Origin of the sequence: Streptomyces sp. M92 (assembly GCF_028473745.1) — a bacterium.
In the GTDB taxonomy this organism is placed as follows: domain Bacteria; phylum Actinomycetota; class Actinomycetes; order Streptomycetales; family Streptomycetaceae; genus Streptomyces.
Map to the genome: position 1 here is coordinate 4,141,069 of NZ_CP101137.1, position 23,619 is coordinate 4,164,687.

At 72.6% G+C, this 23,619-nt stretch carries 18 protein-coding genes and 1 pseudogene; 10 read left to right on the forward strand and 9 right to left on the reverse strand.

Features of this window, described 5'->3' with window-relative positions; all coding sequences use genetic code 11:
• Positions 1-35 precede the first annotated feature (35 nt).
• From M6G08_RS18775 to M6G08_RS18785, 3 genes are all read right to left on the reverse strand, one after another.
• Positions 36-344: a DUF3040 domain-containing protein gene (locus M6G08_RS18775; RefSeq protein WP_272588315.1), complete on the reverse strand. Its 309-nt coding sequence runs from the start codon at positions 342-344 to the stop codon at positions 36-38.
• On the reverse strand, positions 341-1,294 hold the full coding sequence (locus M6G08_RS18780; protein WP_272588316.1) for a polysaccharide pyruvyl transferase family protein: 954 nt from the start codon (positions 1,292-1,294) through the stop codon (positions 341-343). Before M6G08_RS18780 ends, M6G08_RS18775 begins: the two co-directional genes overlap by 4 nt.
• A gap of 799 nt (positions 1,295-2,093) precedes the next feature.
• Positions 2,094-4,943 carry a helix-turn-helix transcriptional regulator gene (locus M6G08_RS18785; RefSeq protein ID WP_272588317.1) on the reverse strand — a complete coding sequence of 950 codons (2,850 nt, stop codon included), beginning with the start codon at positions 4,941-4,943 and terminating at the stop codon, positions 2,094-2,096.
• 554 nt (positions 4,944-5,497) lie between these two features.
• Between M6G08_RS18785 and M6G08_RS18790 the strand changes: the two are divergent.
• The 7 genes and pseudogenes from M6G08_RS18790 to M6G08_RS18820 all read left to right on the forward strand — a co-directional run.
• Positions 5,498-7,113: pseudogene (locus M6G08_RS18790) on the forward strand (nuclease/transposase family protein); the annotation flags it as partial.
• A gap of 89 nt (positions 7,114-7,202) precedes the next feature.
• Positions 7,203-8,876, forward strand: coding sequence for an isobutyrate:CoA ligase IbuL (gene ibuL, locus M6G08_RS18795; RefSeq protein WP_272588318.1), 1,674 nt, complete (start codon positions 7,203-7,205; stop codon positions 8,874-8,876).
• Positions 8,873-10,480: an AMP-binding protein gene (locus M6G08_RS18800; RefSeq protein WP_272588319.1), complete on the forward strand. Its 1,608-nt coding sequence runs from the start codon at positions 8,873-8,875 to the stop codon at positions 10,478-10,480. The genes ibuL and M6G08_RS18800 overlap by 4 nt, the downstream gene beginning before the upstream one ends.
• A gap of 190 nt (positions 10,481-10,670) precedes the next feature.
• A complete protein-coding gene (locus tag M6G08_RS18805) occupies positions 10,671-11,177 on the forward strand; it encodes a hypothetical protein (RefSeq protein ID WP_272588320.1) in 507 nt (168 codons plus the stop codon).
• A gap of 212 nt (positions 11,178-11,389) precedes the next feature.
• Complete coding sequence (locus M6G08_RS18810; RefSeq protein ID WP_272588321.1) at positions 11,390-13,123, forward strand: ALF repeat-containing protein; 1,734 nt, start codon at positions 11,390-11,392, stop codon at positions 13,121-13,123.
• 14 nt (positions 13,124-13,137) lie between these two features.
• Positions 13,138-14,832 (forward strand): hypothetical protein, encoded by a 1,695-nt coding sequence (locus tag M6G08_RS18815; RefSeq protein ID WP_272591375.1) that lies wholly within the window; start codon positions 13,138-13,140, stop codon positions 14,830-14,832.
• An 80-nt stretch (positions 14,833-14,912) separates the two neighbouring features.
• The gene (locus tag M6G08_RS18820; RefSeq protein WP_272588322.1) at positions 14,913-15,302 is read left to right on the forward strand and encodes a hypothetical protein; all 390 of its coding nucleotides are present in this window, start codon (positions 14,913-14,915) and stop codon (positions 15,300-15,302) included.
• Between the two features lie 27 nt (positions 15,303-15,329).
• On the opposite strand, the gene M6G08_RS18825 is transcribed toward M6G08_RS18820, so the two are convergent.
• Positions 15,330-16,031: a hypothetical protein gene (locus M6G08_RS18825; protein ID WP_272588323.1), complete on the reverse strand. Its 702-nt coding sequence runs from the start codon at positions 16,029-16,031 to the stop codon at positions 15,330-15,332.
• A 154-nt stretch (positions 16,032-16,185) separates the two neighbouring features.
• Between M6G08_RS18825 and gcl the strand changes: the two genes are divergently transcribed.
• The gene (gene gcl, locus M6G08_RS18830; RefSeq protein ID WP_272588324.1) at positions 16,186-17,970 is read left to right on the forward strand and encodes a glyoxylate carboligase; all 1,785 of its coding nucleotides are present in this window, start codon (positions 16,186-16,188) and stop codon (positions 17,968-17,970) included.
• A gap of 75 nt (positions 17,971-18,045) precedes the next feature.
• Here the strand turns inward: gcl and M6G08_RS18835 are convergent, their stop codons facing one another.
• The 5 genes from M6G08_RS18835 to M6G08_RS18855 all read right to left on the reverse strand — a co-directional run bounded on the left by M6G08_RS18835 (position 18,046) and on the right by M6G08_RS18855 (position 22,822).
• Positions 18,046-18,663, reverse strand: coding sequence for a TIGR04222 domain-containing membrane protein (locus M6G08_RS18835; RefSeq protein WP_272588325.1), 618 nt, complete (start codon positions 18,661-18,663; stop codon positions 18,046-18,048).
• A 56-nt stretch (positions 18,664-18,719) separates the two neighbouring features.
• The gene (locus M6G08_RS18840; protein ID WP_272588326.1) at positions 18,720-18,971 is read right to left on the reverse strand and encodes a hypothetical protein; all 252 of its coding nucleotides are present in this window, start codon (positions 18,969-18,971) and stop codon (positions 18,720-18,722) included.
• 432 nt (positions 18,972-19,403) lie between these two features.
• Positions 19,404-20,867, reverse strand: coding sequence for a catalase (locus M6G08_RS18845; protein WP_272588327.1), 1,464 nt, complete (start codon positions 20,865-20,867; stop codon positions 19,404-19,406).
• 176 nt (positions 20,868-21,043) lie between these two features.
• Positions 21,044-21,934 carry a 2-hydroxy-3-oxopropionate reductase gene (locus M6G08_RS18850; protein ID WP_272588328.1) on the reverse strand — a complete coding sequence of 297 codons (891 nt, stop codon included), beginning with the start codon at positions 21,932-21,934 and terminating at the stop codon, positions 21,044-21,046.
• 48 nt (positions 21,935-21,982) lie between these two features.
• Positions 21,983-22,822 (reverse strand): TIM barrel protein, encoded by an 840-nt coding sequence (locus M6G08_RS18855; RefSeq protein ID WP_272588329.1) that lies wholly within the window; start codon positions 22,820-22,822, stop codon positions 21,983-21,985.
• Positions 22,823-22,963: 141 nt separating this feature from the next.
• On the opposite strand from M6G08_RS18855, the gene M6G08_RS18860 reads away from it, so the two are divergent.
• Entirely contained in the window at positions 22,964-23,230 is a 267-nt protein-coding gene (locus tag M6G08_RS18860) for a YkoF family thiamine-binding protein (RefSeq protein ID WP_037900680.1), read from the forward strand.
• On the forward strand, positions 23,227-23,595 hold the full coding sequence (locus M6G08_RS18865) for a helix-turn-helix domain-containing protein (protein ID WP_030978398.1): 369 nt from the start codon (positions 23,227-23,229) through the stop codon (positions 23,593-23,595). The genes M6G08_RS18860 and M6G08_RS18865 overlap by 4 nt, the downstream gene beginning before the upstream one ends.
• The last annotated feature ends 24 nt before the right edge of the window (positions 23,596-23,619 follow it).

Below are 23,619 nucleotides of genomic sequence, written 5' to 3' on the forward strand. Positions count from 1 at the left end.
GCCCCGCCGCGGGGCAAACCGCCGCAGGGTCGGCCCTAACCCTCCGTCCACCTGCACAGCAGCCGGAAGGACGCGAACAGCGTCACCGGCCACACCGCGGCGAACGCCCAGATCACGCCGGGCGCGGACGTGACGATGCCGGTGATCAGCAAGGTGACCGACAGGGCGAGAAGCAGGAGGACGGTGAGGGTGCGCGGGCGGTAGGACAACAGGTGGGCGAGGTCGGGGCGGCGGCTCAGCCGCAGGGTGCGCAGGCGCCGGTCCAGCCGGCGGTCGCGGCTGAGCGCCCGCTCCACCTCGTCGAGTATGCGCTGCTCGTGCTCGGGGAGTCGGCCGATGCTCACGATGTCTCCTCCCGGCGGCGGACCGACGACCGCCGAGTGCCCCCGGAGGCCGGTGTCCAACCGGCCGGCCGCGCCGCCTCCAGCGCCGTCACGAGACCGTCCGCGGCGTCCCCGGCCGCGTCCGCCGCGCGGAACCCGGCGCCGATCCGCCGGGCCTCCTCCCGCCCGCCGGTCAGGCACCAGTCCCACCAGTGCTCCAGCACCCCGTCCGTCAGCTCCTCGGCGGCGACCAGCGCCGGCCAGCCGCAGGCGCGGGCCTGCGCCGTCACCTTCGCCCCGCCCGCGACCGGGTCCACGGCCAGCGCCGGGGTCCCGGCCCGCAGCGCCAGGACCAGCCCGTGCAGCCGGTCGGTGACGACCAGGTCCAGCCGGGCCAGTACGGCCTCCAGCTGGGCCGGTGTGCCGCACAGCCGCCAGTCGTGCGCGTCGAGCCGGGTCTCCAGCTCCAGCCGGGCGCAGTCCTTGCCGGCCAGCCAGCCGGTCAGCCCGGCGGCGACCTCCTCGTGCCGCCGCTGACCGCCGTACTCGTGCTGGCCGTGGGTGAGGACGACACCGACCACGGGCCGGGCGGGCAGGGCCGGCGCGCGGGCGGCGAGGTCCAGGGTCGCAGCGGTGCCGGCGGCGTCCCGTGCCAGCACCCGGTGGAACCCGGTGACGGCCGGGGAGCCGGGGTCGACCACGGAGACGCCGACGGCGATCCGCAGGCAGTGCGCGAACCGCCGGTGCAACTCCTCGACCTGCGCTCCGTGGGCGGGCCCGCACACGAAGACCAGCCGGGAGTACGCCGCCGCGTCCACGTCCGCGAAGTGCAGTCCCTCCGCCCGGAAACCGGGACTCCACACGACGTCGTACGCGAGCCCGGCGCCCCCCAGCACCTCCTCCACCCGCCGCAGCGCCAACACGTCCCCGGCGGTCGCCTCCCCGTGCAGGAAGCTGAACCAGCCGGTCACCAGGATCCTGTCTCGTCCGTGCACAGTGCGCACGGGTGCCCCGGGGCGGGTCCGGCAATCACCGGCGGCGAGGCCGGCCCACGCGGGGCGGCGGACGGCCTCGCTGACCTCCGCGACCACGGCCGGCGGGCCCCGGTGGCCGTCACCGGCACGGCGCGCGCTGCTGCTGTGCCTCGCCGGGCTCCTCGCCCAGGCACGTCGCGGCGGCCATCACCGGCCACCCCCGGCGCCGCCCGCGCCCACGTGACGCTGCCCGCCGGCGCGAAACGGTCCCGGGCCCGCGTACGTCTGCTGCTGGAGCCCGGCGCCGCACCGGGACCGGAGCCGGGACGCCGGCGTGCCCGATGAGCGAAGCCGTCCGGGCCACGGCCAGGGGGAGCGGTTGCATGGAGAGGGGGCGTTGCGGGCCGCTCGTGGAGGCCCGCAGCGCCCCCCGGTCTGTCGCCTGAGGGTTACTCAGGAGCCGTGCGCGGCCGGCCCGCTGCCGGCGGCCCCGCCGGGCACGCGGGCGCGACGGCGGAGGGCGCGGCGGTGGTGGAAGCGGCGGCGGAGGGAGCCGCGGATCTGCTGCGGACGATCCCGGACATGAGTCTCCTCAAGTTCTGCCGGTGGGGGGTCGCACGGGCGTGGGGGGTTGCACGGGGGTCTCGGGACAGACCCCCGTATGCCCGGGCGAGCGGCACGTGCACACGCTAGAACCGGCGGCGGAGACCACCCAATGAGGGAACCCCCTAGGTGAGCCCGGCAGGGAAAACCCTCGGTCGGCGCGCCCCAAACCCCGGCCGGTCACCCCTGCGCGTCACTCCTCCCGCCGGCCCGCCGCCAGTCTGACGATGTCGACCCGGGAACGGATCCCCAGCTTGCGGTAGACCCGGGTCAGCGTCGCCTCGACGGTCTTGACGCTGACGAACAGGCGGCCGGCGATCTCCCGGTTGGTGGCGCCCTCCATGACCAGCGCCGCCACCTGACGCTCCATCGAGGCGAGCCCCGCCAGCGCGTCGGGAACGGCGGGCGGCGCCGGGAGCGGCTCGGCCGACCGGGCCGCGACCGCCGCCTCCACCTGCCGCAGCCAGGGCAGCGCCCGGCAGCGCCGGAACAGCCGTGCCGCCTCGTCGTACGACCCCGTCCCCGTCCCCGTCCCCGCCCCCGGGGCCCGTCCCGGCCGCTCCGCCCGCAGTTCCGCCAGCGCGAAGGCGGCCCGCGCCTCCTCCAGGCCGTAGCCCAGCCCGGCGAGCCGTTCCCGCGCCGACGCCAACCGCGTGAGGGCGGACCGGTGTTCGCCGCGCGCCGCCCGCACCAGCGCCTCGGCCCGGTCCAGTACCGCCAGCACACTCCCGCGCCCCAGCCGCAGCGCGTGCGCGCGCGTGACCTCGATGACGTCCAGGGCCTCGGCCGGCGCCCCGGTCCGCACCAGCGCCTCCGCGAGGTCGCCCTGCCACCGGCCCCGCGCCGGGTCCGTGATGCCCGCGCCCGCCTCCAGCTCCCGCACCCGGCACAGCGCCCGCACCGCCCCCTCCGCGTCGCCCGCGACCAGGCTCGCGTGCCCCAGCGCGGCCAGCGCCCGCGACAGGTACACGGCGTCGCCGTCCTCCTCGGTCCGCCGCACCGCCTCCCGCGCCAGCGTGACCGCCCGCCGCACGTCCCCGCCGGCCGCCTCGGCGAGCGCGGCCTGCATCGCGCCCGCGCCCTCCCCGATGCCCGCGTCGCGGGCCAGCGTGAGGCTCTCCCGGGCCAGTTCCAGAGCCCGGCCGCAGTGCCCGGAGTGCAGCTCGGTCTCGGCCAGGAAGCGTAGGTAGTGGACCTCGCTCTCGGCCATGCCGCGCCGGCGCACCTCGCGCAGCAGCCCGGTGACGGCGGTGCGCGCCTCGGCCAGCCGGTCGTTCATCACCAGCCACCGGAACCGGGAGGAACCGGCCCCGTTGTGATGGCAGGCCACCCGCGCGTCCTGCGGCTCCGCCAGGGCCCGCCCGATGGTCGCCGGGGCGCTCGGATGCCCCATCAGCGTCTCGGCCTGCGCCTGGAACGCCAGCGCGAGCAGCTCGGTGCGCCGGTCCCCGGCCTCGGCCGCCAGCCGGGCGGCGTGCGCGGCCTCCTCGCGGCCCTGCGCGAAGTCGCCCTGCACCACCAGGGAACGCCAGGCCAGCTGGTAGTGGACCAGGGCGAGCAGGCGCGGGTCGTCGCCCGCGTCGGCGAGGGCCTGCGGGAAGGCGGCGTCGACGTCGCCGATCGCCTGCCCGGCGGCCTCGATCACCACCATCCAGGCCCGGACCCGCTCGCCGGGCGCGCCGGCCCGGGTCAGCACCTCGCGGGCGACGTCCCGGGCGAGGTCCGGCTCGCCGGCGGTGATCGCGTCCTCGGCGGCCGTGACCCGGCGCTCGTCCGGGCCCGGCACGCTGTCCGGCGGGGTGTGCCGGGCCGCGAGCAGCCCCAGTGACGCGGCCACCGACGGCGCTCCGCGGTCCCGGGCCAGCGCGGCGGCCTCGGCCAGCCGGGCCGCCACCTCCGGGTCGGTGCCGGTGGTGGCCAGGGCGAGGTGCCGGGCGCGTTCGATCGGGTCGGAGGCCGCCGTGGACAGCGCGGCGTGCGCGGCCCGCCGCTCCGGGGCCGGCGCCTCCGCGTACAGCGCGGCCGAGATCAGCGGGTGCGCGAACCGTACGGCCGGCCCCTCCGAGTCGGTCGCCAGCAGACCCAGCGTCGCCGCCTGCGCCGTCTCGGCCTCGGCGTTCTCCCGGCCGGCCGCGTGCAGCAGCGCAGGGGTGGGACGGGCGCCGGCGCTCGCGACCAGGAGGGTGCGGCGCGCCTCGTCCGACAGCATCTCCAGGCGGGTCAGGACCAGGGCGCGCAGCGAGGTCGGCACCGGCAGCGGCTCGCCCGGCCGGGGCGGGGTGGGGCTCTCGGCCAGCGCCCGGCCCAGCTCCAGCGCGAACAGGGGGTTGCCGCCGCTGGTGCGGTGGATGTCGCGGACCGTGGAGCGGGGCAGGCCCGAGTAGCCCCGCTCGTCGAGCAGCGCCGACACCTGCGCGCGGGTCAGCGGACCGAGCCGTACCGCACGGGTGTCCGGCGGGGACGCGCGCAGGTGGCGGTCGTACTCCGCGCCCTCCGCCCGGGGCTCCTCGGTGCGCACCGCGCACAGCAGCCGTACCGGGGTGTCGCCCAGGCGGCGGGCGGCGAAGCCGAGGAGCTCGGCGCTGGCCGGATCCAGCCACTGCAGGTCGTCGGCGACGACCAGCACGGGTCCCTCGGCGGCGAGGGCGCGCAGCGCGGAGAGCACGGCCAGGCGCAGCGCCAGCCCGTCGCGCTGGAGCGTGGACTCGCCGCGGCCGGTGAGCGCCGACTCCAGGGCGGTGCGCTGGGCGGCGGGCAGGGCGTCGGACACCTGGTCCAGGACCACGCCCAGGAGGTCGGCGAGGGCGAGGAAGGGGAGGTGGGACTCGGACTCGGTGGCGGAGCAGCGCAGCACCGTGGGCGTGGTGCGGGCGTGTTCCGCGGCCAGCGTCCGCAGCACGGTCGACTTCCCGATCCCGGCGGGGCCGTGCAGCAGCACGCTTCCGCCCCGGGCGAGCTGCTCGCGCGCCGCGCCGAACGACTCCTCCCGCCCGATGACCAGGTCGGAACGGCGCCCCGCAGACTCCGCGAAGTCCCGTCGCACGGTGACCGCTCCCTCCGCATGTCGTGTCCCGGGCAATGTTAGGCAAACGTCGCGTGCATGACGGCGGGACGACGAGGTGAGGGAAATAACAAGGCGGCAAAACCGAGTACGGCGTACGGCGAAGGGGCAGCCAGACGAGCCACGCCGCGAACGGCGTTGTCCCGCTGTCCCGCTTCCCTGCCACTCGCCCCGCCCGGCGCGCGGCAGCGACGGCCTCGCCGCGCGTCCGCGCCCCCAGCTTGCGCATGGTCGAGCGCGGACAGCACTTGACGGTCTCCGGGCCCACCCCGAGCCGCTCGGCCGCCGCCGCGTTCGTCGCCCCCGCCGCCACGCAGGGCCAGCACGTCCACCTCGCGTGGCGTCAACCGCACCTCGGGCGCGCCGGGCCGGTCCCGGGCGCCGGCAGCCCGCACGCCCGCAGCGCCGCGTGCGCCTCCCGCGCCTGCTCGTGCTGATGGGGAACAGGGGGTCGTCTGTCGAATGCGTGACCTGTGGCGGGTGGTCGTCGTTGAGGTGGTGGGCGGGGTGTCGGACGGCTGACTAGGGGGTGCGGGATGGGTGGTCTGCGGGCGCTCGCGGCACCGTTCGTCGTGCCGGGACCGTCGGGAGTAGCGGTGCGGACCCGGCTCAAGCAGCTCACCGCCAGAGACGTGGAGGTGCTGCGACAGGTCGGCGCACATCTGGGCACGCCGGCCTCCCGTGACCTCACAGCGCGCTGTCGTGACGGGCTGGACCATGACGCCGGGGCGTGGGCACTGCGTAAGCGGGAATTGACGCCGTTGTCGTCGGCCCGGTGGGCGGGTGCAATCACCAAGGCGTCGCATGATCAGTGGGCGCTGGCCCGACGCAACGCCCACGCGCACCTTCAGTCGCCGGGGCGGGAGTGCGGGCCCTGCGCCACCGTCTGTCGCTTCCTGTCTGCGAGAAGGGGCCGAGACGCGGGCCGGGTGGGTATCGCAGTCGGCGGGAGTGGCATGCCAAGGCCCGGCGCCTGCACGTTCTGGAGGACCGGCTGGCACGGGCACGTGCCGACTGGACGGCCGGGCGGGTGCGTGTGGTGCGCGGTGGCAAACGGCTGGCCCGCACCCGGCATCACCTGGCGGCTGCCGGGCTCACCGAGAGAGCGTGGCGTGCGCGGTGGGAGGCGGCACGCTGGTTTCCGCAGGCGGACGGGGAGTCCGGGAAGCGGTTCGGGAACGAGACGGTCCGCATCAGCCCGGACGGTGAGGTCAGCATCCGGCTCCCGGCCCCGCTCGCCCATCTGGCCAACGCGGCGCACGGCCGGTACGTTCTGACCGGGCGGGTCCGGTTCGCGCACCGGGGGCAGGAGTGGGCCGACCGTGTCGCGGCCAACCGTGCCGTCGCCTACCGCATTCACCATGATGTCTCCCGTGGTCGCTGGTATGTGGCGGCGTCCTGGCAGAAGCCCGTCACCCGCACCATCCCCCTGGTTGCGGCGCTGGTGGAAGGGGTGGTCGGGGTCGACATGAACGGCGACCACCTCGCCGCCTGGCGCCTCGACGTCCACGGCAACCCGGTCGGCAACCCGCACCGCTTCACCTACGACCTGACCGGACCGGCAGACCGCCGCGACGCCCAGGTCCGCCAGGCCCTCACCCGCCTGCTGCACTGGGCCAACTCCTGTGGGGTGAAGGCGATCGCGGTCGAGGATCTGGACTTCACCGCCGAGAAGACGCGTGAGAAACACGGTGGCAGGAAGCGGTTCAGGCAGCTGGTCTCCGGGATGCCTACCGGACGGCTCCGTGCCCGTCTGACCTCCATGGCCGACGCCACCGGCATCGCCGTCATCGCCGTCGACCCCGCCTACACCAGCAAGTGGGGCGCTCAGCACTGGCAGAAGCCCCTCACCAGCTCCACCCGTAGGACTACCCGGCACGATGCGGCGAGCATCGCGATCGGGCGACGCGCCCAGGGCTTTCCGGTCCGGCGTCGGACGGCACCGCCCCGCACCCACCGGAGCGATGGATGCGGGCATCGGACCGTCCAGGCCGACCGGCATGCCCCTGGGCGTGAGGGACCCCGCCCCCGTATCCCCGGACCACGGACACGATCCGTGCCACCGGACACGGAGCGAACGCGGGCGACCAGGGCACCCAACACCGTTCGGGGTGCCCGCAGTGTGCAGGAGTGGGTCAAAGATCCACTCCTGGCGCTGGTCAGAAACGGTAGTGAGACCTGCATCACGGATTACACGATGGCAGCAAGCCGCCCGGCAAGGTCCGGCACGAAGGAGGACAGATGACGACGGCCACGGAGCTGTTCCGCAGCGCACGGGACTTCCTGCTGGAGCACCGCGAGGACTACACCGCCGCCTACGAGGGCTTCCGGTGGCCCCGGCCCGAGCACTTCAACTGGGCCCTGGACTGGTTCGACGCCATCGCCGAAGGCAACGGGCGCACCGCGCTGCACATCGTCGAGGAGGACGGAAGCGAGGTCCGCGTCTCCTTCGCCGAGATGTCCGCCCGCTCGAACCGGGTCGCCAACCGGCTGCGCGAGTGGGGTGTCGGCCCCGGCGACCGCATCCTCGTCATGCTCGGCAACCAGGCCGAACTGTGGGAGACCGCGCTCGCCGCGATGAAGCTGCGCGCCGTCGTCATCCCGGCCACCCCGCTGCTCGGCCCCGCCGACCTGCGCGACCGCGTCGACCGGGGCCGGGTGCGGCACGTGATCGTGCGCTCCGAGGACACCGGCAAGTTCGCCGACGTGCCCGGCGACTACACGCGCGTCGCGGTCGGCGGGACGGCTCAGGCGGGCTGGCGGGCGTACGAGGAGGTGTACACGGCCTCCGACGCCTTCGCCCCCGACGGCCCCACCGCCGCCGGCGACCCGCTGATGCTGTACTTCACCTCGGGCACCACCGCCCGCCCCAAGCTGGTCGAGCACACCCACGTCTCGTACCCCGTCGGGCACCTGGCGACCATGTACTGGATCGGGCTCAAGCCCGGCGACGTGCACCTGAACATCTCCTCGCCCGGCTGGGCCAAGCACGCCTGGTCGAACCTGTTCGCGCCCTGGAACGCCGAGGCGACCGTCTTCCTCCACAACTACACGCGGTTCGACGCGACCCGCCTGATGGCCGAGATGGACCGGGCGGGCGTCACCACCTTCTGCGCCCCGCCGACCGTGTGGCGGATGCTCATCCAGGCCGACCTGGCGCAGCTCGCCACCCCGCCCCGCGAGGTCGTCGCCGCCGGCGAGCCGCTGAACCCCGAGGTGATCGAGCAGGTCCGCCGGGTGTGGGGCCGGACCATTCGGGACGGCTTCGGCCAGACCGAGACCGCCGTCCAGGTCTCCAACAGCCCCGGCCAGGTGCTGAAGACCGGCTCCATGGGCCGCCCCAGCCCCGGCTACCGCGTCGAACTCCTCGACCCGGTCACCGGCGCGCCCGGCGCCGCCGAGGGAGAGATCGCCCTGGACCTCGCCGACCGCCCCGTCGGCCTGATGACCGGCTACCACGGCGACCCCGACCGCACGGCGGAGGCGATGGCCGGCGGCTACTACCGCACCGGCGACATCGGCGCCCGCGACGAGCACGGCTACCTCACCTACGTGGGCCGGGCCGACGACGTGTTCAAGGCCAGCGACTACAAGATCAGCCCCTTCGAGCTGGAGAGCGCCCTGCTGGAGCACGAGGCGGTCGCCGAGGCGGCGGTCGTACCGGCCCCGGACGAGCTGCGCCTGGCCGTGCCGAAGGCGTACGTCGTGCTGGCGGCGGGCTGGGAGCCGGGCCCCGACACCGCGAAGGTGCTCTTCGAGCACTCCCGGCAGACCCTCGCCCCCTACAAGCGGGTGCGGCGCCTGGAGTTCGGCGAGCTGCCGAAGACCGTCTCCGGCAAGATCCGCCGCATCGAACTGCGCGAGGCCACGGCGGCCGGCTCCCAGGACGAGTACCGCGAGGAGGACTTCCGGTGACCGGACTCTCCTACGCCCACGGCACCAGCACCACACCCCTCCTCGGCGACACTATCGGCGCCAACCTCGACCGCGCGATCGCCGCCCACCCGGACCGCGAGGCCCTGGTCGACGTACCGTCCGGACGGCGCTGGACCTACGCCGAGTTCGGCGCGGACGTCGACGAGGTGGCGCGCGGACTGCTGGCGAAGGGCGTCGCCAAGGGCGACCGGGTCGGCATCTGGGCGGTCAACTGCCCCGAGTGGGTCCTCGTCCAGTACGCCACCGCCCGCATCGGCGCGATCATGGTGAACGTCAACCCCGCCTACCGGGCGCACGAGCTGGAGTACGTCCTCAAGCAGTCCGGCATCTCCGTGCTGGTCGCCTCCCTCGCCCACAAGAGCAGCGACTACCGGGCGATCGTGGAGCAGGTCCGCGGCGACTGCCCCGCGCTGCGCGAGACCGTCTACATCGGCGACCCGTCCTGGGAGGCGCTGACGGCGGCCGCCGCCTCCGTGCCGCCGGAGCGACTGACCGCGGCGGCGGCCGAGCTGAGCTGCGACGACCCGGTCAACATCCAGTACACCTCCGGCACGACAGGCTTCCCCAAGGGCGCCACCCTCTCCCACCACAACATCCTCAACAACGGCTACTGGGTGGGCCGTACGGTCGGCTACACCGAGCAGGACCGGGTGTGCCTTCCCGTCCCCTTCTACCACTGCTTCGGCATGGTCATGGGCAACCTGGGCGCCACCTCCCACGCCGCCTGCATCGTCATCCCCGGCCCGTCCTTCGATCCATCCGCCACGCTGGAGGCGGTGCAGCGGGAGCAGTGCACGTCCCTGTACGGCGTGCCGACGATGTTCATCGCGGAGCTGAACCACCCGGACTTCGCCTCCTGGGACCTCACCTCGCTGCGCACCGGCATCATGGCGGGCTCGCCCTGCCCGGTGGAGGTCATGAAGCGGGTGGTCGCCGAGATGCACATGGAGCAGGTCTCCATCTGCTACGGCATGACCGAGACCTCCCCGGTCTCCCTCCAGACCCGGATGGACGACGACCTCGAACACCGCACCGGCACCGTCGGCCGCGTCCTGCCCCACATCGAGGTGAAGGTCGCCGACCCGGTGACCGGGGTGACCGTCCCGCGCGGCGAGGCCGGTGAACTGCGGACCCGCGGCTACAGCGTGATGCTCGGCTACTGGGACGAGCCCCGGAAGACCGCCGAGGCCATCGACGAGGGCCGCTGGATGCACACCGGGGACCTGGCGGTGATGCGCGAGGACGGCTACGTCGAGATCGTCGGCCGCATCAAGGACATGATCATCCGGGGTGGCGAGAACATCTACCCCCGCGAGGTCGAGGAGTTCCTCCACGGCCACCCGAAGATCGCGGACGTCCAGGTCGTCGGCGTACCGCACGAGCGCTACGGCGAGGAGGTGCTGGCCTGCGTCATCCCGCGCGACGCGGCCGACCCGCTCACCCTGGAGGAACTGCGCGCCTACTGCGCGGACCGGCTGGCCCACTACAAGGTGCCCAGCCGCTTGCAGCTCCTCGACACCTTCCCGATGACCGTCTCGGGGAAGGTGCGCAAAGTGGAGCTGCGGCAGCGGTACGGAGCGTGAGGCACAAGGTCCCGGTTCGCCCGCTGATCTCCGCGATCAGCCAGTTTGATCAGATGGACAGGGGCGCGAACTGTTGTTTGGATGAGGTGAGTTGATAACCCAAGGCGCCGTGTGGGGGGTGCGTCCTGGGTTCGCCGTGCCAGCGGATTCAGTCATCCCTCCGGAGGCGCCTGCGTAGTTAGGACGTGCTGTGAGACCTATCGCTCGCACCGGTGTGGCTGTCTGCCTGGCGACCGCCGCCGTCGTCGCCTGGTCCGCCTCCTCCTCCTCGGCCGAGCCGTCGCCGTCCGTGGCCACGACCGTCGCGGACGAGGCCCCCGGTTACGCGGTCGAAGACTTCAACTACCCCGGAGCCGACCGGATCCAGCAGGAGCAGGGCATCGTCCTCAAGCGGGGCGACGGACACATCGTGCTCGCCGAGTGCGGCAGTGAAGAAGGCCTGATGGAGCTGTGGGTGCGCTATCGCGCGGAGCACGTCTGCTTCCGTGTCACCGGGGACAGCGGCTACCTCAGCGTGGAGATCCCCGCGGTGTACGGCATCAAGGGCGCGGCGAACCAGTCCGCCGACGTGAAGATGACCGTCGACGACGAAGAGTCGCACTACGACGTCCCCGCCGGCACGCTGACGAACGTGGGCGAGACCGCAGATCCCGAGGGCCGTGACCACATGCTTCTGGAGATCACCACCAGCAAGTAGGCCGCGCCGCCCGCAGTCGTCCTGCCGGGACGCCGTTGTCGGCCGGTGATCCGGTCACAGCGGGCCGTGCCTGTTCGAACACGTCCGGTCGAGACCGATCAGGGCCTCTGCGCGCCGTCGCGTCAGTCCCGCATTCCGTTTTCCCATTCACCGCCGGCGGCGTCCCTGCGTGCCCGGATGCCGCCGGCTGCCGAACGATCGGGAGTCGATTCTTGAACACGACGTACTGGAGCAGACGCCGGGTCCTGAGCGTGGCCGCCGCCACGACGGCGGCCGCGGCTCTCCCTCTGGCCGCCACCGCCCGCGCCTTCGCCGCGACGGTCGCCTCGGGTGACGCCCCCAACCTGCCGTCGCTTCCGGACACACCCCGCGCGCGAGCCGTGACCGCGTGGCAGACCGGCGGCAAGGCGACCAAGGCAGCCGCGGCCGTCGCTCTCGTCGGCACCGACGCGGAGGTCGAGGAGTTCGTCGCCACGAAGCTGCCTGCCGCGGTCGCCGAGGACAACCGCGTGGCCCTCTTCAGGTCGCTCGCCCTGGCCGGCAAGGGCACCACGGCCGCCGTCTCCGACGCGCTGACCGCCGGAGACGCGGCGATCGAGGCCTTCCTCGCCGGCGGGTACGAGGCGGCGCAGAAGGAGGACATGAGTGCCCTCACCTTCACGCTGAAGGGCATGGGCGGCAGGAGCGTCAAGGCCGCCGCCGACACCGCGCTGAACGACGGCTCCGGTGACGCCCTGCTGAAGTTCATCACCGAAACGCAGTTCACCGCGCGCCTCGAAGACGAAACCGCCGAGGTGTTCAAGCTCCTCGGCGGCGCCGGACCCGAGCTGACCACGTACGCGCAGCGCGCGCTGGAGGACGGCGGCGCCGAAGCCATCCGCTGGTTCCTGGAGATCGGCCAGAACATAGCCCGGGCGCGCGACGAGGAGGCCGCGTCCATCGAGCAGCTTGTCGCCGTGACCGCACGTCAGTCCTCGCGTGCCGAATTGTCGACGGCGAAGGCCAAGGAACAGTCGGACAAGGCGAAGAAGGCCGCCGCCGAGGCCAAGAAGGCCGCGCTGGAGGCCGCCGCCGAGGCTCAGGCCGCGAAGGAGGATGTCGCCAGGTCCGCGGCCGCGGCCCGCAAGGCGGCCAGTGCCGCCAAGGGCGCGGCCAACGCGGCGGCGACCGCCATCTCCGCTTCCTACGCCGCACAGACCGCGGCCCGCAAGGCCGCCTGGGCCGCCCATGCGGCGACGTCCGCCGCGGCCACGGCCGCACGTGCCGCCTCCACTGCCTACCAGGCCGCCATGGCCGCCTCCAAGGACGCTTCGAAGACGGCCGCCGCGAAGGACGCGGCCGTCGCCGCCCGCAACGCGGCCGCCAAGGCGCGGTCGGCCGCCGCGGCCGCCGACCAGGCGAGGATCGCTTCCGCCCAGTCCGTCGCGGCCGGCAACTCGGCGGCCGCCGCCGCGCGGGACGCCGAGGTCGCCGCGCCAACGCCTCGGCCACCGCGGCCGGCGCCGCCGGTGCCGCCCAGTCGGAGGCGGCCGCCGCCGCACGTGCCGCCGCCCAGCAGGCGGACGCCCAGGCGGCCCGTGCCACCCGCGCCGCCTCCACGGCACAGTCCCTGGCCAACAAGGCGGCGGCCGCGGCCGGGGCGGCGCGCGACGCGGCCAACTCCGCGGCCGGTCACGCCGAGAAGGCCGCTGCCGCGGCCGAGGAGGCAGCGAAGGCCGCCGGGCAGGCCGTCGATTTCGCCAACAAGAGCACTGCCTGGGCTGCCGACGCCCAGGAGGCGGCCGACGCCGCGATCAAGGCGGTGCTGGACGCCCAGGCCGTGGAGCAGGAGGCGCGCGAGGCGGAGCTCATCAAGCTCGAGGAGTACGCCGAGCAGGGCAAGGCGGAGGCCGCCGAACTCGCCCTGCTGGAGCAGCAGGACATCGAGGACGCGCGCAATCAGCTGACCCAGCAGCAGGCCATGGACTCGGCCACGCGGGACCTGATCGCGGCGGCGGAGAAGGCGCTCAGGGCCGGCGACCGCGCGACGGCCGTCGACCAGGGCCGCAAGGCCTGCTTCAACCTGTGCTCCTCCAGCGGCACCTGGACCCGCGAGGCGGCGGCCTTCGCCCTCGCCGCCGGTGAGGAATCGGTCCTGAACTGGGTCGACACCGACCGGGGCATCGCGCAGAAGCAGGACGACCGCGAGACGGTCGTGTTCGTCGCCCAGGTCTCCTCGGCCAACGTGGCCGGCGCGGCGCAGGCGGCGCTGGAGGCCACGGACGAGGCCGCTCCCACCGAGTTCCTCACCACGGGGGCCATCGAGGCGGCCAGGGAGGACCAGACCGCGGCCATCTTCCGGATTCTCGGCCAGAACCCCGGCAAGGCGGTCACTCAGGCAGCGACCGAGGCCCTCAACGACGGTTCGGCGAAGGCGGTGCACGAGTTCTTCACCGTCAAGTACGGGCCGGCGCTGGCGGAGGACGACAACGTAGCCGTCTTCTCGTCCATCGGCTCCGCGGGACCGTACACCAGGACGGCGGCGACCGTGGCGCTCGAGGGCCCCACCTGGATGCGCCGCAACTTCGTCAACACCGTGTACCAGCGGATGCTGCAGATCGACGCGGACGCCGCCGCTCACATCGCGGCGATGCAGGCCCTGCTCGCCCAGGCCGCGAAGCACGCCCAGGACGCGGTGACGAACGCGGCCTACGCGCAGAAGGTGGCCGCGGAGGCACGCGACGCGGCGGAGGACGCGCAGCGGTGGGCCACGGCCGCCTCGAACTCCGCCGAACAGGCCGAGGTGTACAAGAAGCAGGCGGACGCCCACGCGGACGAGGCCGAGAAGTCGGCTCAGGATGCCCAGGCCTCCGCCGACAAGGCGAAGAACGCGGCCCTGACCGCCCGAACCGCCGCCCGGCGCGCCAACTACTCCGCCAACCGGGCGACCGCGGCCGCCGCCTCGGCGGTGGTGTCGGCCAACAACGCCCAGGCCTCGGCCAACGCCGCCCGTGCCTCGGCGACGCAGGCGGGCAAGGACGCCAAGGAGGCGGCGGCGGCCGCGTCCGAGGCGAAGCAAATCGTCGCCCAGAAGCGCAGGCAGGAGCAGATAGAGGCGGCCCGGAAGGCCAAGGAGGAGGCGAACAAGGCCAAACAGGCCGGCATCGACCAGGCCGACACCGCGGAGAACGACGGAGCGAAGGAGCCGGAGACCTTCCTCGGCGCCGACAAGGACGAGTGGCGCAACGCCGCCTCCGTGCTCGGTACGATCTCCACCTACTCGGGATACGCCGCGGCACTGAGCCTCCTGGTCCCGCCGCCGGCCGGCGAGGTGCTTTACGGCGCCCTCGGTGGCGTCTCCCTGATCACCGGTGTCGCCAGCAGCGTCATCTACGGATTCACCGACGGCTTCACGTCCGAGGCGTTCCTCACCTCGGCGTTCGGCGTCGCCGTCGGCATTTACACCACCGGTCTTCCATGGGGCAAGTTCGGGGGCACGGTCGGCGCCATCGACGACGCCTTCCGCGGACTGGGGGCTGGTGCCATGTCCGTCGGCGTCCAGGCCAGGCGCGTGGGTGCGGCAGTTCTCTCCCCGGCCACCAGTACGATCGTTGAGGCCGGAAAGGCCGTGGGTGACGCGATCAGTGATACCTGGGACGACCTGACGCCCTGGTAGACGAGAGTGGTAGCCTCCCGGGCAGAAATGTCAATACTTTTGAATTATTTTGGCGTTCCACCCGGGAGGTACCCCAAGTAATGTCTGTCGACCTCACCACAGCTCAGTGGTTACTTGTCTCCGCGGGCGCCACCGTCGTTTACATGGCAACCATGGCATGGATCATGCCGACACCCAAAGCGAGGCTGCGCACGGTTCTGGCACCGTTCGCCGGCTGGGTCTTCCTGATTCCCAATGCTGCGGTGAAAGGTTATTCCGTGGACCACACCCTGTACATCTACAGTGGTGTCCTGCTCATGTTCGTGATTATGTTCGCGCCCGTTGCGAAAAGGGTCGCAGCTGATATTGCCGAGCAGGAAGAGAAGCCATGGGACAAGGTTCCCCTCAATAGCTTTTCTTTGTATTGGATGCTCGGCTCGGCCACGGTCTGCATCGGGGTGGGAGCTTACTTGTGGCGCATTATTGAGTAGTCTTCGGGTGCGCGGCGAGGTGGTCGCTCACTCAGATGGTTCCCCGTCGGCCGTGGCGTCCAGCGCCACGGCCGACGCGTTGACGGGGCGCGGCACCCCGGCCGGGTCCAGGACGAAGAGCGGCACGCCCAGCAGATCGGCGCGGGCGCGGGCCTGCTCGGCGTACCCGGCGAGGGAGAAGTGGACGGGGGCTGCGGTCTCCGCCATGGCCGTCAGCCACAGGCACTCCACGTCCCGTGCCGAGGTCGGGCCCGCCGTCGGGTCCACCTGGACCACGAGGCCGGGCGCGGCCAGCCCGATGCCGGCCACGGGCCGCTGGTCGGCGCGCCGGACGTCCCGGTGTCCCAGGCCGCGCAGATAGAGCACCGCGGCGGTGACCGCGTCGCGGGCGGTGCGGATCGGTACGGACCGGTGGGCCGGCACCCGGGAACCCGGCGTACGCCCGGACCGGCCGGCGGCCGCCGGGTCCACCGGCACGCGCAGCACGGTCCCGCACGGACAGCCCAGCTCCGGGCGCGGCCACCGGCTCCGCGCCCCGCAGGCCGCGCAGCGCAGCCCGATCCACTCCTCTTCCCAGCTCCGGTGGGTGACCGGAGTGGCGGCCCGGCGCGGATCGAGCTCCGGGGCGACGGGCTCCCCGCACGCGCAGGGGTACGACGGTGCCGTGTAGCGGTGCCGGCGGCCGCAGGCGGTGCAGCGCACCGAGACGGTCTCGGGCATGACGCCCATCGTCCTCTCTTGACGGCCTCCGGCTACCCACTTACATTACTTCCAGATCGTAGAAACAAGTTTCCACTATACGGAAAACGTAAAGTCGCTACGGAAGAGCTCACCGCGGGGCGCGACGGGAGTGCGAATCCGACAGCCGAAGCAGGAGTACTCGATGGCTCGTATGACCGCTGCCCGAGCGGCAGTTGAGATTCTCAAGCGCGAGGGCGTCACCGACGCGTTCGGTGTGCCGGGCGCGGCGATCAACCCCTTCTACGCGGCGCTCAAGGCCTCCGGCGGCGTCAACCACACCCTCGCCCGGCACGTCGAGGGCGCCTCGCACATGGCCGAGGGCTACACCCGCACCCACCCGGGCAACATCGGCGTCTGCATCGGCACCTCCGGGCCGGCCGGCACCGACATGATCACCGGTCTCTACTCGGCGATCGGCGACTCGATCCCGATCCTGTGCATCACCGGCCAGGCGCCGACCGCGGTGATCCACAAGGAGGACTTCCAGGCCGTCGACATCGCCTCCATCGCCAAGCCGGTCACCAAGATGGCGGTGACCGTCCTGGAGGCCGCGCAGGTCCCCGGCGTCTTCCAGCAGGCCTTCCACCTGATGCGTTCCGGCCGCCCCGGCCCGGTCCTGATCGACCTGCCGATCGACGTCCAGATGACGGAGATCGAGTTCGACCCGGAGACCTACGAGCCGCTGCCGGTCTACCGCCCCGCCGCCACCCGCGCCCAGATCGAGAAGGCCATCGGTCTGCTCAACGCCTCCGAGCGCCCGCTGATCGTGGCCGGCGGCGGTGTCATCAACGCCGACGCCGCCGACCTCCTCGTCGAGTTCGCAGAGCTGACCGGCACGCCGGTCGTGCCCACCCTGATGGGCTGGGGCCTGCTGCCGGACGACCACGAGCTGAACGCCGGCATGGTCGGCCTGCAGACCTCGCACCGCTACGGCAACGCGACCTTCCTGGAGTCGGACTTCGTCCTCGGCATCGGCAACCGCTGGGCCAACCGCCACACCGGCAAGCTGGACGTCTACACCGCCGGCCGCAAGTTCGTCCACGTCGACGTCGAGCCGACCCAGATCGGCAAGATCTTCGCCCCGGACTACGGCATCGCCTCCGACGCGAAGGCGGCCCTGGAGCTGTTCGTCGAGGTGGCGAAGGAGCTGAAGGCGGCCGGCAAGCTGCCCGACCGCACCGCGTGGGCCGCCTCCGCCCAGGAGCGCAAGGCCACCCTTCAGCGCCGTACGCACTTCGACGACATCCCGATCAAGCCGCAGCGCGTCTACGAGGAGATGAACAAGGCCTTCGGCCCGGAGACCCGGTACGTCTCCACCATCGGCCTCTCGCAGATCGCCGGCGCCCAGATGCTGCACGTGTACCGTCCGCGGCACTGGATCAACTGCGGCCAGGCCGGCCCCCTCGGCTGGACCGTCCCGGCCGCGCTCGGCGTCGCCAAGGCCGACCCCGAGGCCCAGGTCGTGGCGCTCTCCGGCGACTACGACTTCCAGTTCATGATCGAGGAACTGGCCGTCGGCGCGCAGCACAAGATCCCCTACGTGCACGTCCTGGTCAACAACTCCTACCTGGGCCTGATCCGCCAGGCGCAGCGGGCGTTCGAGATCGACTTCCAGGTCAACCTGGAGTTCGAGAACATCAACTCGCCCGAGCTGGGCGTCTACGGCGTCGACCACGTCAAGGTCGCCGAGGGCCTGGGCTGCAAGGCGATTCGCGTCACCGACCCGAACGAGCTGGGCGCGGCCCTGGAGCAGGCCAAGAAGCTGGCCGCCGAGCACCAGGTGCCGGTCGTCGTCGAGGCGATCCTGGAGCGCGTCACCAACATCTCCATGTCGGGCACCAACGACATCGGCAACGTCGTGGAGTTCGAGGAGCTGGCGACCGAGCCGGGGCACGCCCCGACGGCCGTCAAGACGCTGAAGGTCTGACCCGAGCTCTGACCCGCGAAACACCCGAGAGCGGCCCGTCCCCTGGTGGACGGGCCGCTCTTCACGTGCCCGCTCTCAGTCGGAGCCGCCGCCCCCGCCCCCGCCGCCGCAGTAGTACGCCATGCCGCCCGTCGATCCGCTCCCCGTACCCCGCGGGGAGTGCTTGAGGAGGCCCCTGCCGCCCACCTCCACCCGCTCCACGAGCCCGGCCCGCAGGGCGAAGCGGGGGAAGAGGACGCGCAGGGCGGCCACGTCGTGCAGGGCCACGGCGAGCAGCCTGTCGTCGGCCGTCATGCCGCGCCGGCCCGCGGGCGGCGGGTGCCGTTCCCGGAGGGCGCGCACCCGGCGACGGGCGGCCCGGGTCGGGCCGAGCAGCGGAGGGCGGAGCATGCCGGCCTCGGCCAGCGGTATCCGCATCAGCGCCACGGCCAGGCGGACGTCCGGCTGCCGGGTCAGCCTCCGTATGCTCAGCGGCTCGTCGAGGCACCACCGCACCGTCTCGGCGAGCGGCGGCAGCGGCCTCGCGGCGATCCCCGGCTCGGCGTCCAGCGCGCGTACGGTGCCCGGTGGGCCGGCTTCGACGGCGCCGCGCATGTACAGGTCGACCACGGCGACCGTCACGGCGGCGCGGGGGCCGCCGCGCAGCAGCGCGACCTCGTGCGGTTCGAGCCGGACCGTCCCGTCGTCGTCCATGGCGACCACCCCCGTGTGCCGGGGTTGTGCCCGCTGCCGGGGGCCGCTACGCGTGCTCAGCCCCGATGGTGCTCGTGGTGTTCGTGCAGCCCGGGCCAGTCGTCCGGGCCGCCGCCCTGCCACTCGACCAGGTCGCTCTCCTCGACGTCGGTCACGTACAGGTCGGCCAGCCGCAGCAGCTCGGCGACGTCGTCGGCGTGCGAGGCGACACCGAGGGTCTCGTCGCCGTTGGTGACCCGGCGCGATCCGTCCAGCGCGGGGGCGTGGACCACGATGTGCGGGTGCTCGGGTGGGTGTGCCGTTGCCATGCCTCCAGGCTGCTGCGCGGGCGGCGGATCCGCACCCGGTGCGGGCCGGGAAACGCCGAGAAGCGCCGGATGCGGGACCGTCCGCATCCGGCGCTTCTCGGCCGGTGAAGGTTCTTCACGTGGTGTCCGTCCGACAGCGCGAGGCTGGGCGCGACAGGTCGTTCGCGCCGCCGGACGGAGTCGTCGGGCCCCTTCTCGAAGGGGCGGGTGGCTGGGACCGCGGCGGTGCGACGGGCCCGGGACACCGCTCCCCTCAGGTCGTAGGAGAAGCGTCCGGGCCGTTCACCACCGCACTGGCTCGCAGGCCGCCGCGGTCCTCGCCCTGCCCGTGCCGGCCCCGGGCGGCCACCCCTCATCCGGGCCGCTCCGGTGCCTTCACGGGCCGCGCACGGTCCCGGCCTCCCCGCCGGGTTCCGTACGCGAGCTGGTGGATCAGTCCTCGCGCAGGGCGCGGACCGCCTCCTCCACGCGCTTGCCGTACTCCGTGTCGGCGGCGTGGAAGTGCGCGAGGTTCTTCTCGATCACGTCGTTGCGGGAGACCTGGGACAGGCCGCCGGCGATGTTCGCGATCAGGCGCTTCTTCTCGTCCTCGGACATCAGGCGGAACAGCTCGCCGGCCTGGAAGAAGTCGTCGTCCTTGGTGTGCTGCGGGGCCTCGTGGGTGCCGGTGTGGCCGGACACCGCCAGCGGGGCGGCCAGCGGGCGGCCGGTCTCGACCGGGCCCTCGTACGAGTTCGGCTCGTAGTTCTTGGCGTCCCGGCCCTGGCCGTTGGAGGCCATGAAGCCGTCGCGGCCGTAGTTGGCGGCACCGCCGGGCACGGCCTTCGGCGCGTTGACCGCGAGCTGGGTGTGGTTGACGCCCAGCCGGTAGCGGTGCGCGTCCGCGTAGGCGAACAGACGGCCCTGGAGCATCTTGTCGGGGGAGGGGCCGATGCCCGGAACGAAGTTGTTCGGGGAGAAGGCGGCCTGCTCGACCTCGGCGAAGACGTTGTCCGGGTTGCGGTCCAGCACCAGCCGGCCCACCCGCTTGAGCGGGTAGTCGGAGTGCGGCCACACCTTGGTCACGTCGAACGGGTTGAAGCGGTAGTTCGCCGCCTCGGCCACCGGCATCAGCTGCACGTGCAGCGTCCACGACGGGTACACGCCCCGCTCGATGGCCTGCACCAGGTCCGTCTGGTGCGAGGTCGGGTCCTGGCCCGCCAGCTCGGCGGCCTCGTCGGCGGTCAGGGTGCGGATGCCCTGGTCCGTCTTGAAGTGGTACTTGACGAAGTACGACTCGCCCTTGGCGTTGGTCCACTGGTAGGTGTGCGACCCGTAACCGTTCATGTGGCGGTACGACGCCGGGATGCCGCGGTCGCCCATCAGCCAGGTCACCTGGTGCGTGGCCTCGGGGGCGTGCGCCCAGAAGTCCCAGACGTTGTCCGGCTCCTGGCGGCCCGAGAACGGGTCGCGCTTCTGCGAGTGGATGAAGTCGGGGAACTTGATCGGGTCCTTGATGAAGAAGACCGGGGTGTTGTTGCCGACGAGGTCGTAGTTGCCCTCTTCGGTGTAGAACTTCAGCGCGAAGCCGCGCGGGTCGCGGACCGCGTCCGCGCCGCCGAGGGAGTCGGCCACGGTGGAGAAGCGCAGGAAGACCTCGGTGCGCTTGCCGACGGTGTTCAGGAAGTCGGCGTGCGTGTAGTCGGTGACGTCGTCGGTCACCTCGAAGTGGCCGTAGGCGCCGGAGCCGCGGGCGTGCACCACGCGCTCCGGGATGCGCTCGCGGTTGAAGCGGGCCAGCTTCTCGATGAGGTGCTGGTCCTGGATCAGGAGGGGGCCGCCGATGCCGGCGGAGGCGGAGTTCTGGTTGTCGGCGACCGGGGCGCCGGACTCTGTCGTGAGCACGCGCTGCGACATCGGGGACCTTCCGTGCGAGGGGTCAGCGGAAAACTGTTTCCGCTTCGTGGAGCCTAAGTTTGGGCGGCAGACACGTCAACAGTTTGTTGAAGTGGGTTCCGGGTGGCGCCGCCGCTCGGGCGCGACAGGACAGGTGTCAGCGACGGCGCCGCCCGGAGGTCTCGTGAGGCCGCGGGTCAGACCTGGGCGCCGGAGAGGCGCTCCACGGCCCGCAGCAGGGCCGAGTGGTCCAGGCCGCCGTCGCCCTGGGCGCGCAGCGAGGCGACCAGCTGGGCCACCACGGCGCCGACCGGCAGCGCGGCGCCGACGTTGCGGGCGGCGTCGGTGACGATGCCCATGTCCTTGTGGTGCAGGTCGATGCGGAAGCCCGGCTTGAAGTCGCGGCCCAGGAAGTTGTCCTTCTTCCGCGTCAGCACGGTCGAGCCGGCCAGGCCGCCGTTGAGGACGTCGAGGGCGGCCTTCAGGTCCACGCCCGACTTCTCCAGGAAGACCACGGCCTCGGCGCACGCCTGGATGTTCACGGCGACGATCAGCTGGTTGGCGGCCTTCACGGTCTGACCCGAGCCGTGCGGACCGCACAGCACGATGGTCTTGCCCAGCGCCTCCAGCAGCGGCTTGGCCTCGTCGAAGTCGGCCTGCTCGCCGCCGACCATGATGGATAGCACGGCCTCGATGGCGCCGGCCTCGCCGCCGGAGACCGGGGCGTCCAGGACGCGGACGCCCTTGTCCTTGGCGGCCTTCGCCAGGTCGATCGAGGTCTGCGGGGTGATCGAGGACATGTCGACCAGCAGCGCGCCGGACTTGGCGTTCTCCAGGATGCCGTCGGGGCCGTAGGCGATGGCCTCGACCTGCGGCGACGCGGGCACCATGGTGACGATGACGTCGGCGTCGCGCACGGCGTCGGCGATCGAGCCGGCCGCGGTGCCGCCGGCGGCGGACAGGCGGTCCAGCTTCTCCTGCTCCAGGGTGAAGCCGGTGACCTGGTAGCCCGCCTTGATCAGGTTCTCGGACATGGGGGAGCCCATGATGCCGAGACCGATCCAGGCGACCTTGGGGAGCGTGCTCATGATGGGTGCCTCTCTGAAAATCTGTGGAGAATTCCTGCGGGGTGGCGCTCAGCGGGCCGCGCGGGCCTCGGCCGGCAGCCACGAGAAGGCCTCGGCGCTGGGGTTGTCGCCCGGCTTGTACTCCAGGCCGACCCAGCCGTCGTAACCGGCCTTCCTCAGCTGGTCGAGCAGCTCCTGGAGCGGGAGGGAGCCCGTGCCGGGGGCGCCGCGGCCCGGGTTGTCGGCGATCTGCACGTGGCCGGTCTTCGCGGCGTACGCGTCGATCACCTGCGGCAGGTCCTCGCCGTTCATGGACAGGTGGTAGAGGTCCATGAGGAACTTCGCGTTGCCGAGTCCGGTGGCCTCGTTGACCTTGTCGACGACCTTGACCGCGGCCGGCGCCGACACCAGCGGGTACAGCGGCGACTCGGGCTTGTTGAGCGCCTCGATCAGCAGGATCGCGCCGATCCGGTCGGCCGCGCGGGCGGCGAGGACCAGGTTCTCCAGCGCCAGCTTGTCCTGCTCGGCCGGGTCGACGCCCTCGACGCGGTTGCCGTACAGGGCGTTCAGCGCCGTGCAGCCGAGCGACTTCGCGAAGTCGGCGGCCACGTCGATGTTGGCGCGGAAGCGGTCCGACTCCTCGCCGGGCACGGACAGGGCGCCGCGGTCGGGGCCGGGCAGCTGTCCCGCGTAGAAGTTCAGCCCGGTGAGCTGGACGCCCGCGTCCTCGATCGCCTTCTTCAGGGCGTCGAGCTCGGACTGCTCGGGGGTGGGCGAGTCGATCCAGGGCCACCACAGCTCGACCGCGGTGAAGCCGGCCGCGGCGGCGGCCGCGGGACGCTCCAGGAGCGGGAGTTCCGTGAAGAGGATCGACAGGTTGACGTTGAAGCGCTGATCTGCGAAGCCCATCGGGTGCCGCGCTCCCTTCCGTTTCGTTCGTTGTTCCGCATTACGGAAGTTCGTTTCTGCGTAATGGAAGATTGCCGGTGGAGCTCCGCACTTGTCAAGAGGGGGCGGCGTAAAACGGTCACCGCGCGTTAGGTTGACCGGGTGCGATTGAGAGTGGAGTTCACGACCGAGCCCTTCGACCTGGACGAGGCGCCCGCGCACGCGGTGGTCGCCCGTGAGGTCGTCGAGGCCGCGGAGCTGGACGAGGTGGACGTCGGCCCGTTCGGCAACACCGCCGAGGGCGGCGCCGACGCGGTGCTCACCGCGGTGGACGCGCTGCTGCGCCGGTCCCTGGAGGCCGGGGCCACCCGGATCTCCCTCCAGGTCAACGTCGTCGGGCAGGGCGCCGAAGGGGAGGGTGAGCGGTGACCGGCCCGGGTCAGGAGCCCTTCATCGCGGCCGTCAAGCCCCTGGTCGACGCCATCGGCGGCGAGATGCTGCCGCCCGACGAGGCCGGTCAGGACGATGTCGTCCTCGCCTGGGAGGGTGCCGACGTCGTCGCGGTGCGCCTGCCCCAGCTCGCCGACTCCCTCGACCACATCCTCGCGGCCATGGAGCGCCGGCAGGGCAGGCCGCTGGCGGACCTGGACCGGCGCGCCAAGCAGGAGGTCGTACGCACCCTGGAGGCGCGCGGAGCCTTCTCCGTGCGGCACGGCGTGGAGACCGTCGCGAGCGCCCTCGGCGTCAGCCGCTTCACCGTCTACAACTACCTCAACCGCGAGAAGGACGCCTGACCTGCGCGGGAGCCCCACATCACG

Bases quoted from the DNA above. Each gene is read 5' to 3' on its own strand.
- ibuL (WP_272588318.1), top strand. From the start codon at position 7,203: ATGACGACGGCCACGGAGCTGTTCCGCAGCGCACGGGACTTCCTGCTG.
- M6G08_RS18815 (WP_272591375.1), top strand. From the start codon at position 13,138: ATGGACTCGGCCACGCGGGACCTGATCGCGGCGGCGGAGAAGGCGCTC.
- M6G08_RS18820 (WP_272588322.1), top strand. From the start codon at position 14,913: ATGTCTGTCGACCTCACCACAGCTCAGTGGTTACTTGTCTCCGCGGGC.
- M6G08_RS18825 (WP_272588323.1), bottom strand. From the start codon at position 16,031: ATGGGCGTCATGCCCGAGACCGTCTCGGTGCGCTGCACCGCCTGCGGC.
- gcl (WP_272588324.1), top strand. From the start codon at position 16,186: ATGGCTCGTATGACCGCTGCCCGAGCGGCAGTTGAGATTCTCAAGCGC.
- M6G08_RS18835 (WP_272588325.1), bottom strand. From the start codon at position 18,663: ATGGACGACGACGGGACGGTCCGGCTCGAACCGCACGAGGTCGCGCTG.
- M6G08_RS18840 (WP_272588326.1), bottom strand. From the start codon at position 18,971: ATGGCAACGGCACACCCACCCGAGCACCCGCACATCGTGGTCCACGCC.
- M6G08_RS18845 (WP_272588327.1), bottom strand. From the start codon at position 20,867: ATGTCGCAGCGCGTGCTCACGACAGAGTCCGGCGCCCCGGTCGCCGAC.
- M6G08_RS18850 (WP_272588328.1), bottom strand. From the start codon at position 21,934: ATGAGCACGCTCCCCAAGGTCGCCTGGATCGGTCTCGGCATCATGGGC.
- M6G08_RS18855 (WP_272588329.1), bottom strand. From the start codon at position 22,822: ATGGGCTTCGCAGATCAGCGCTTCAACGTCAACCTGTCGATCCTCTTC.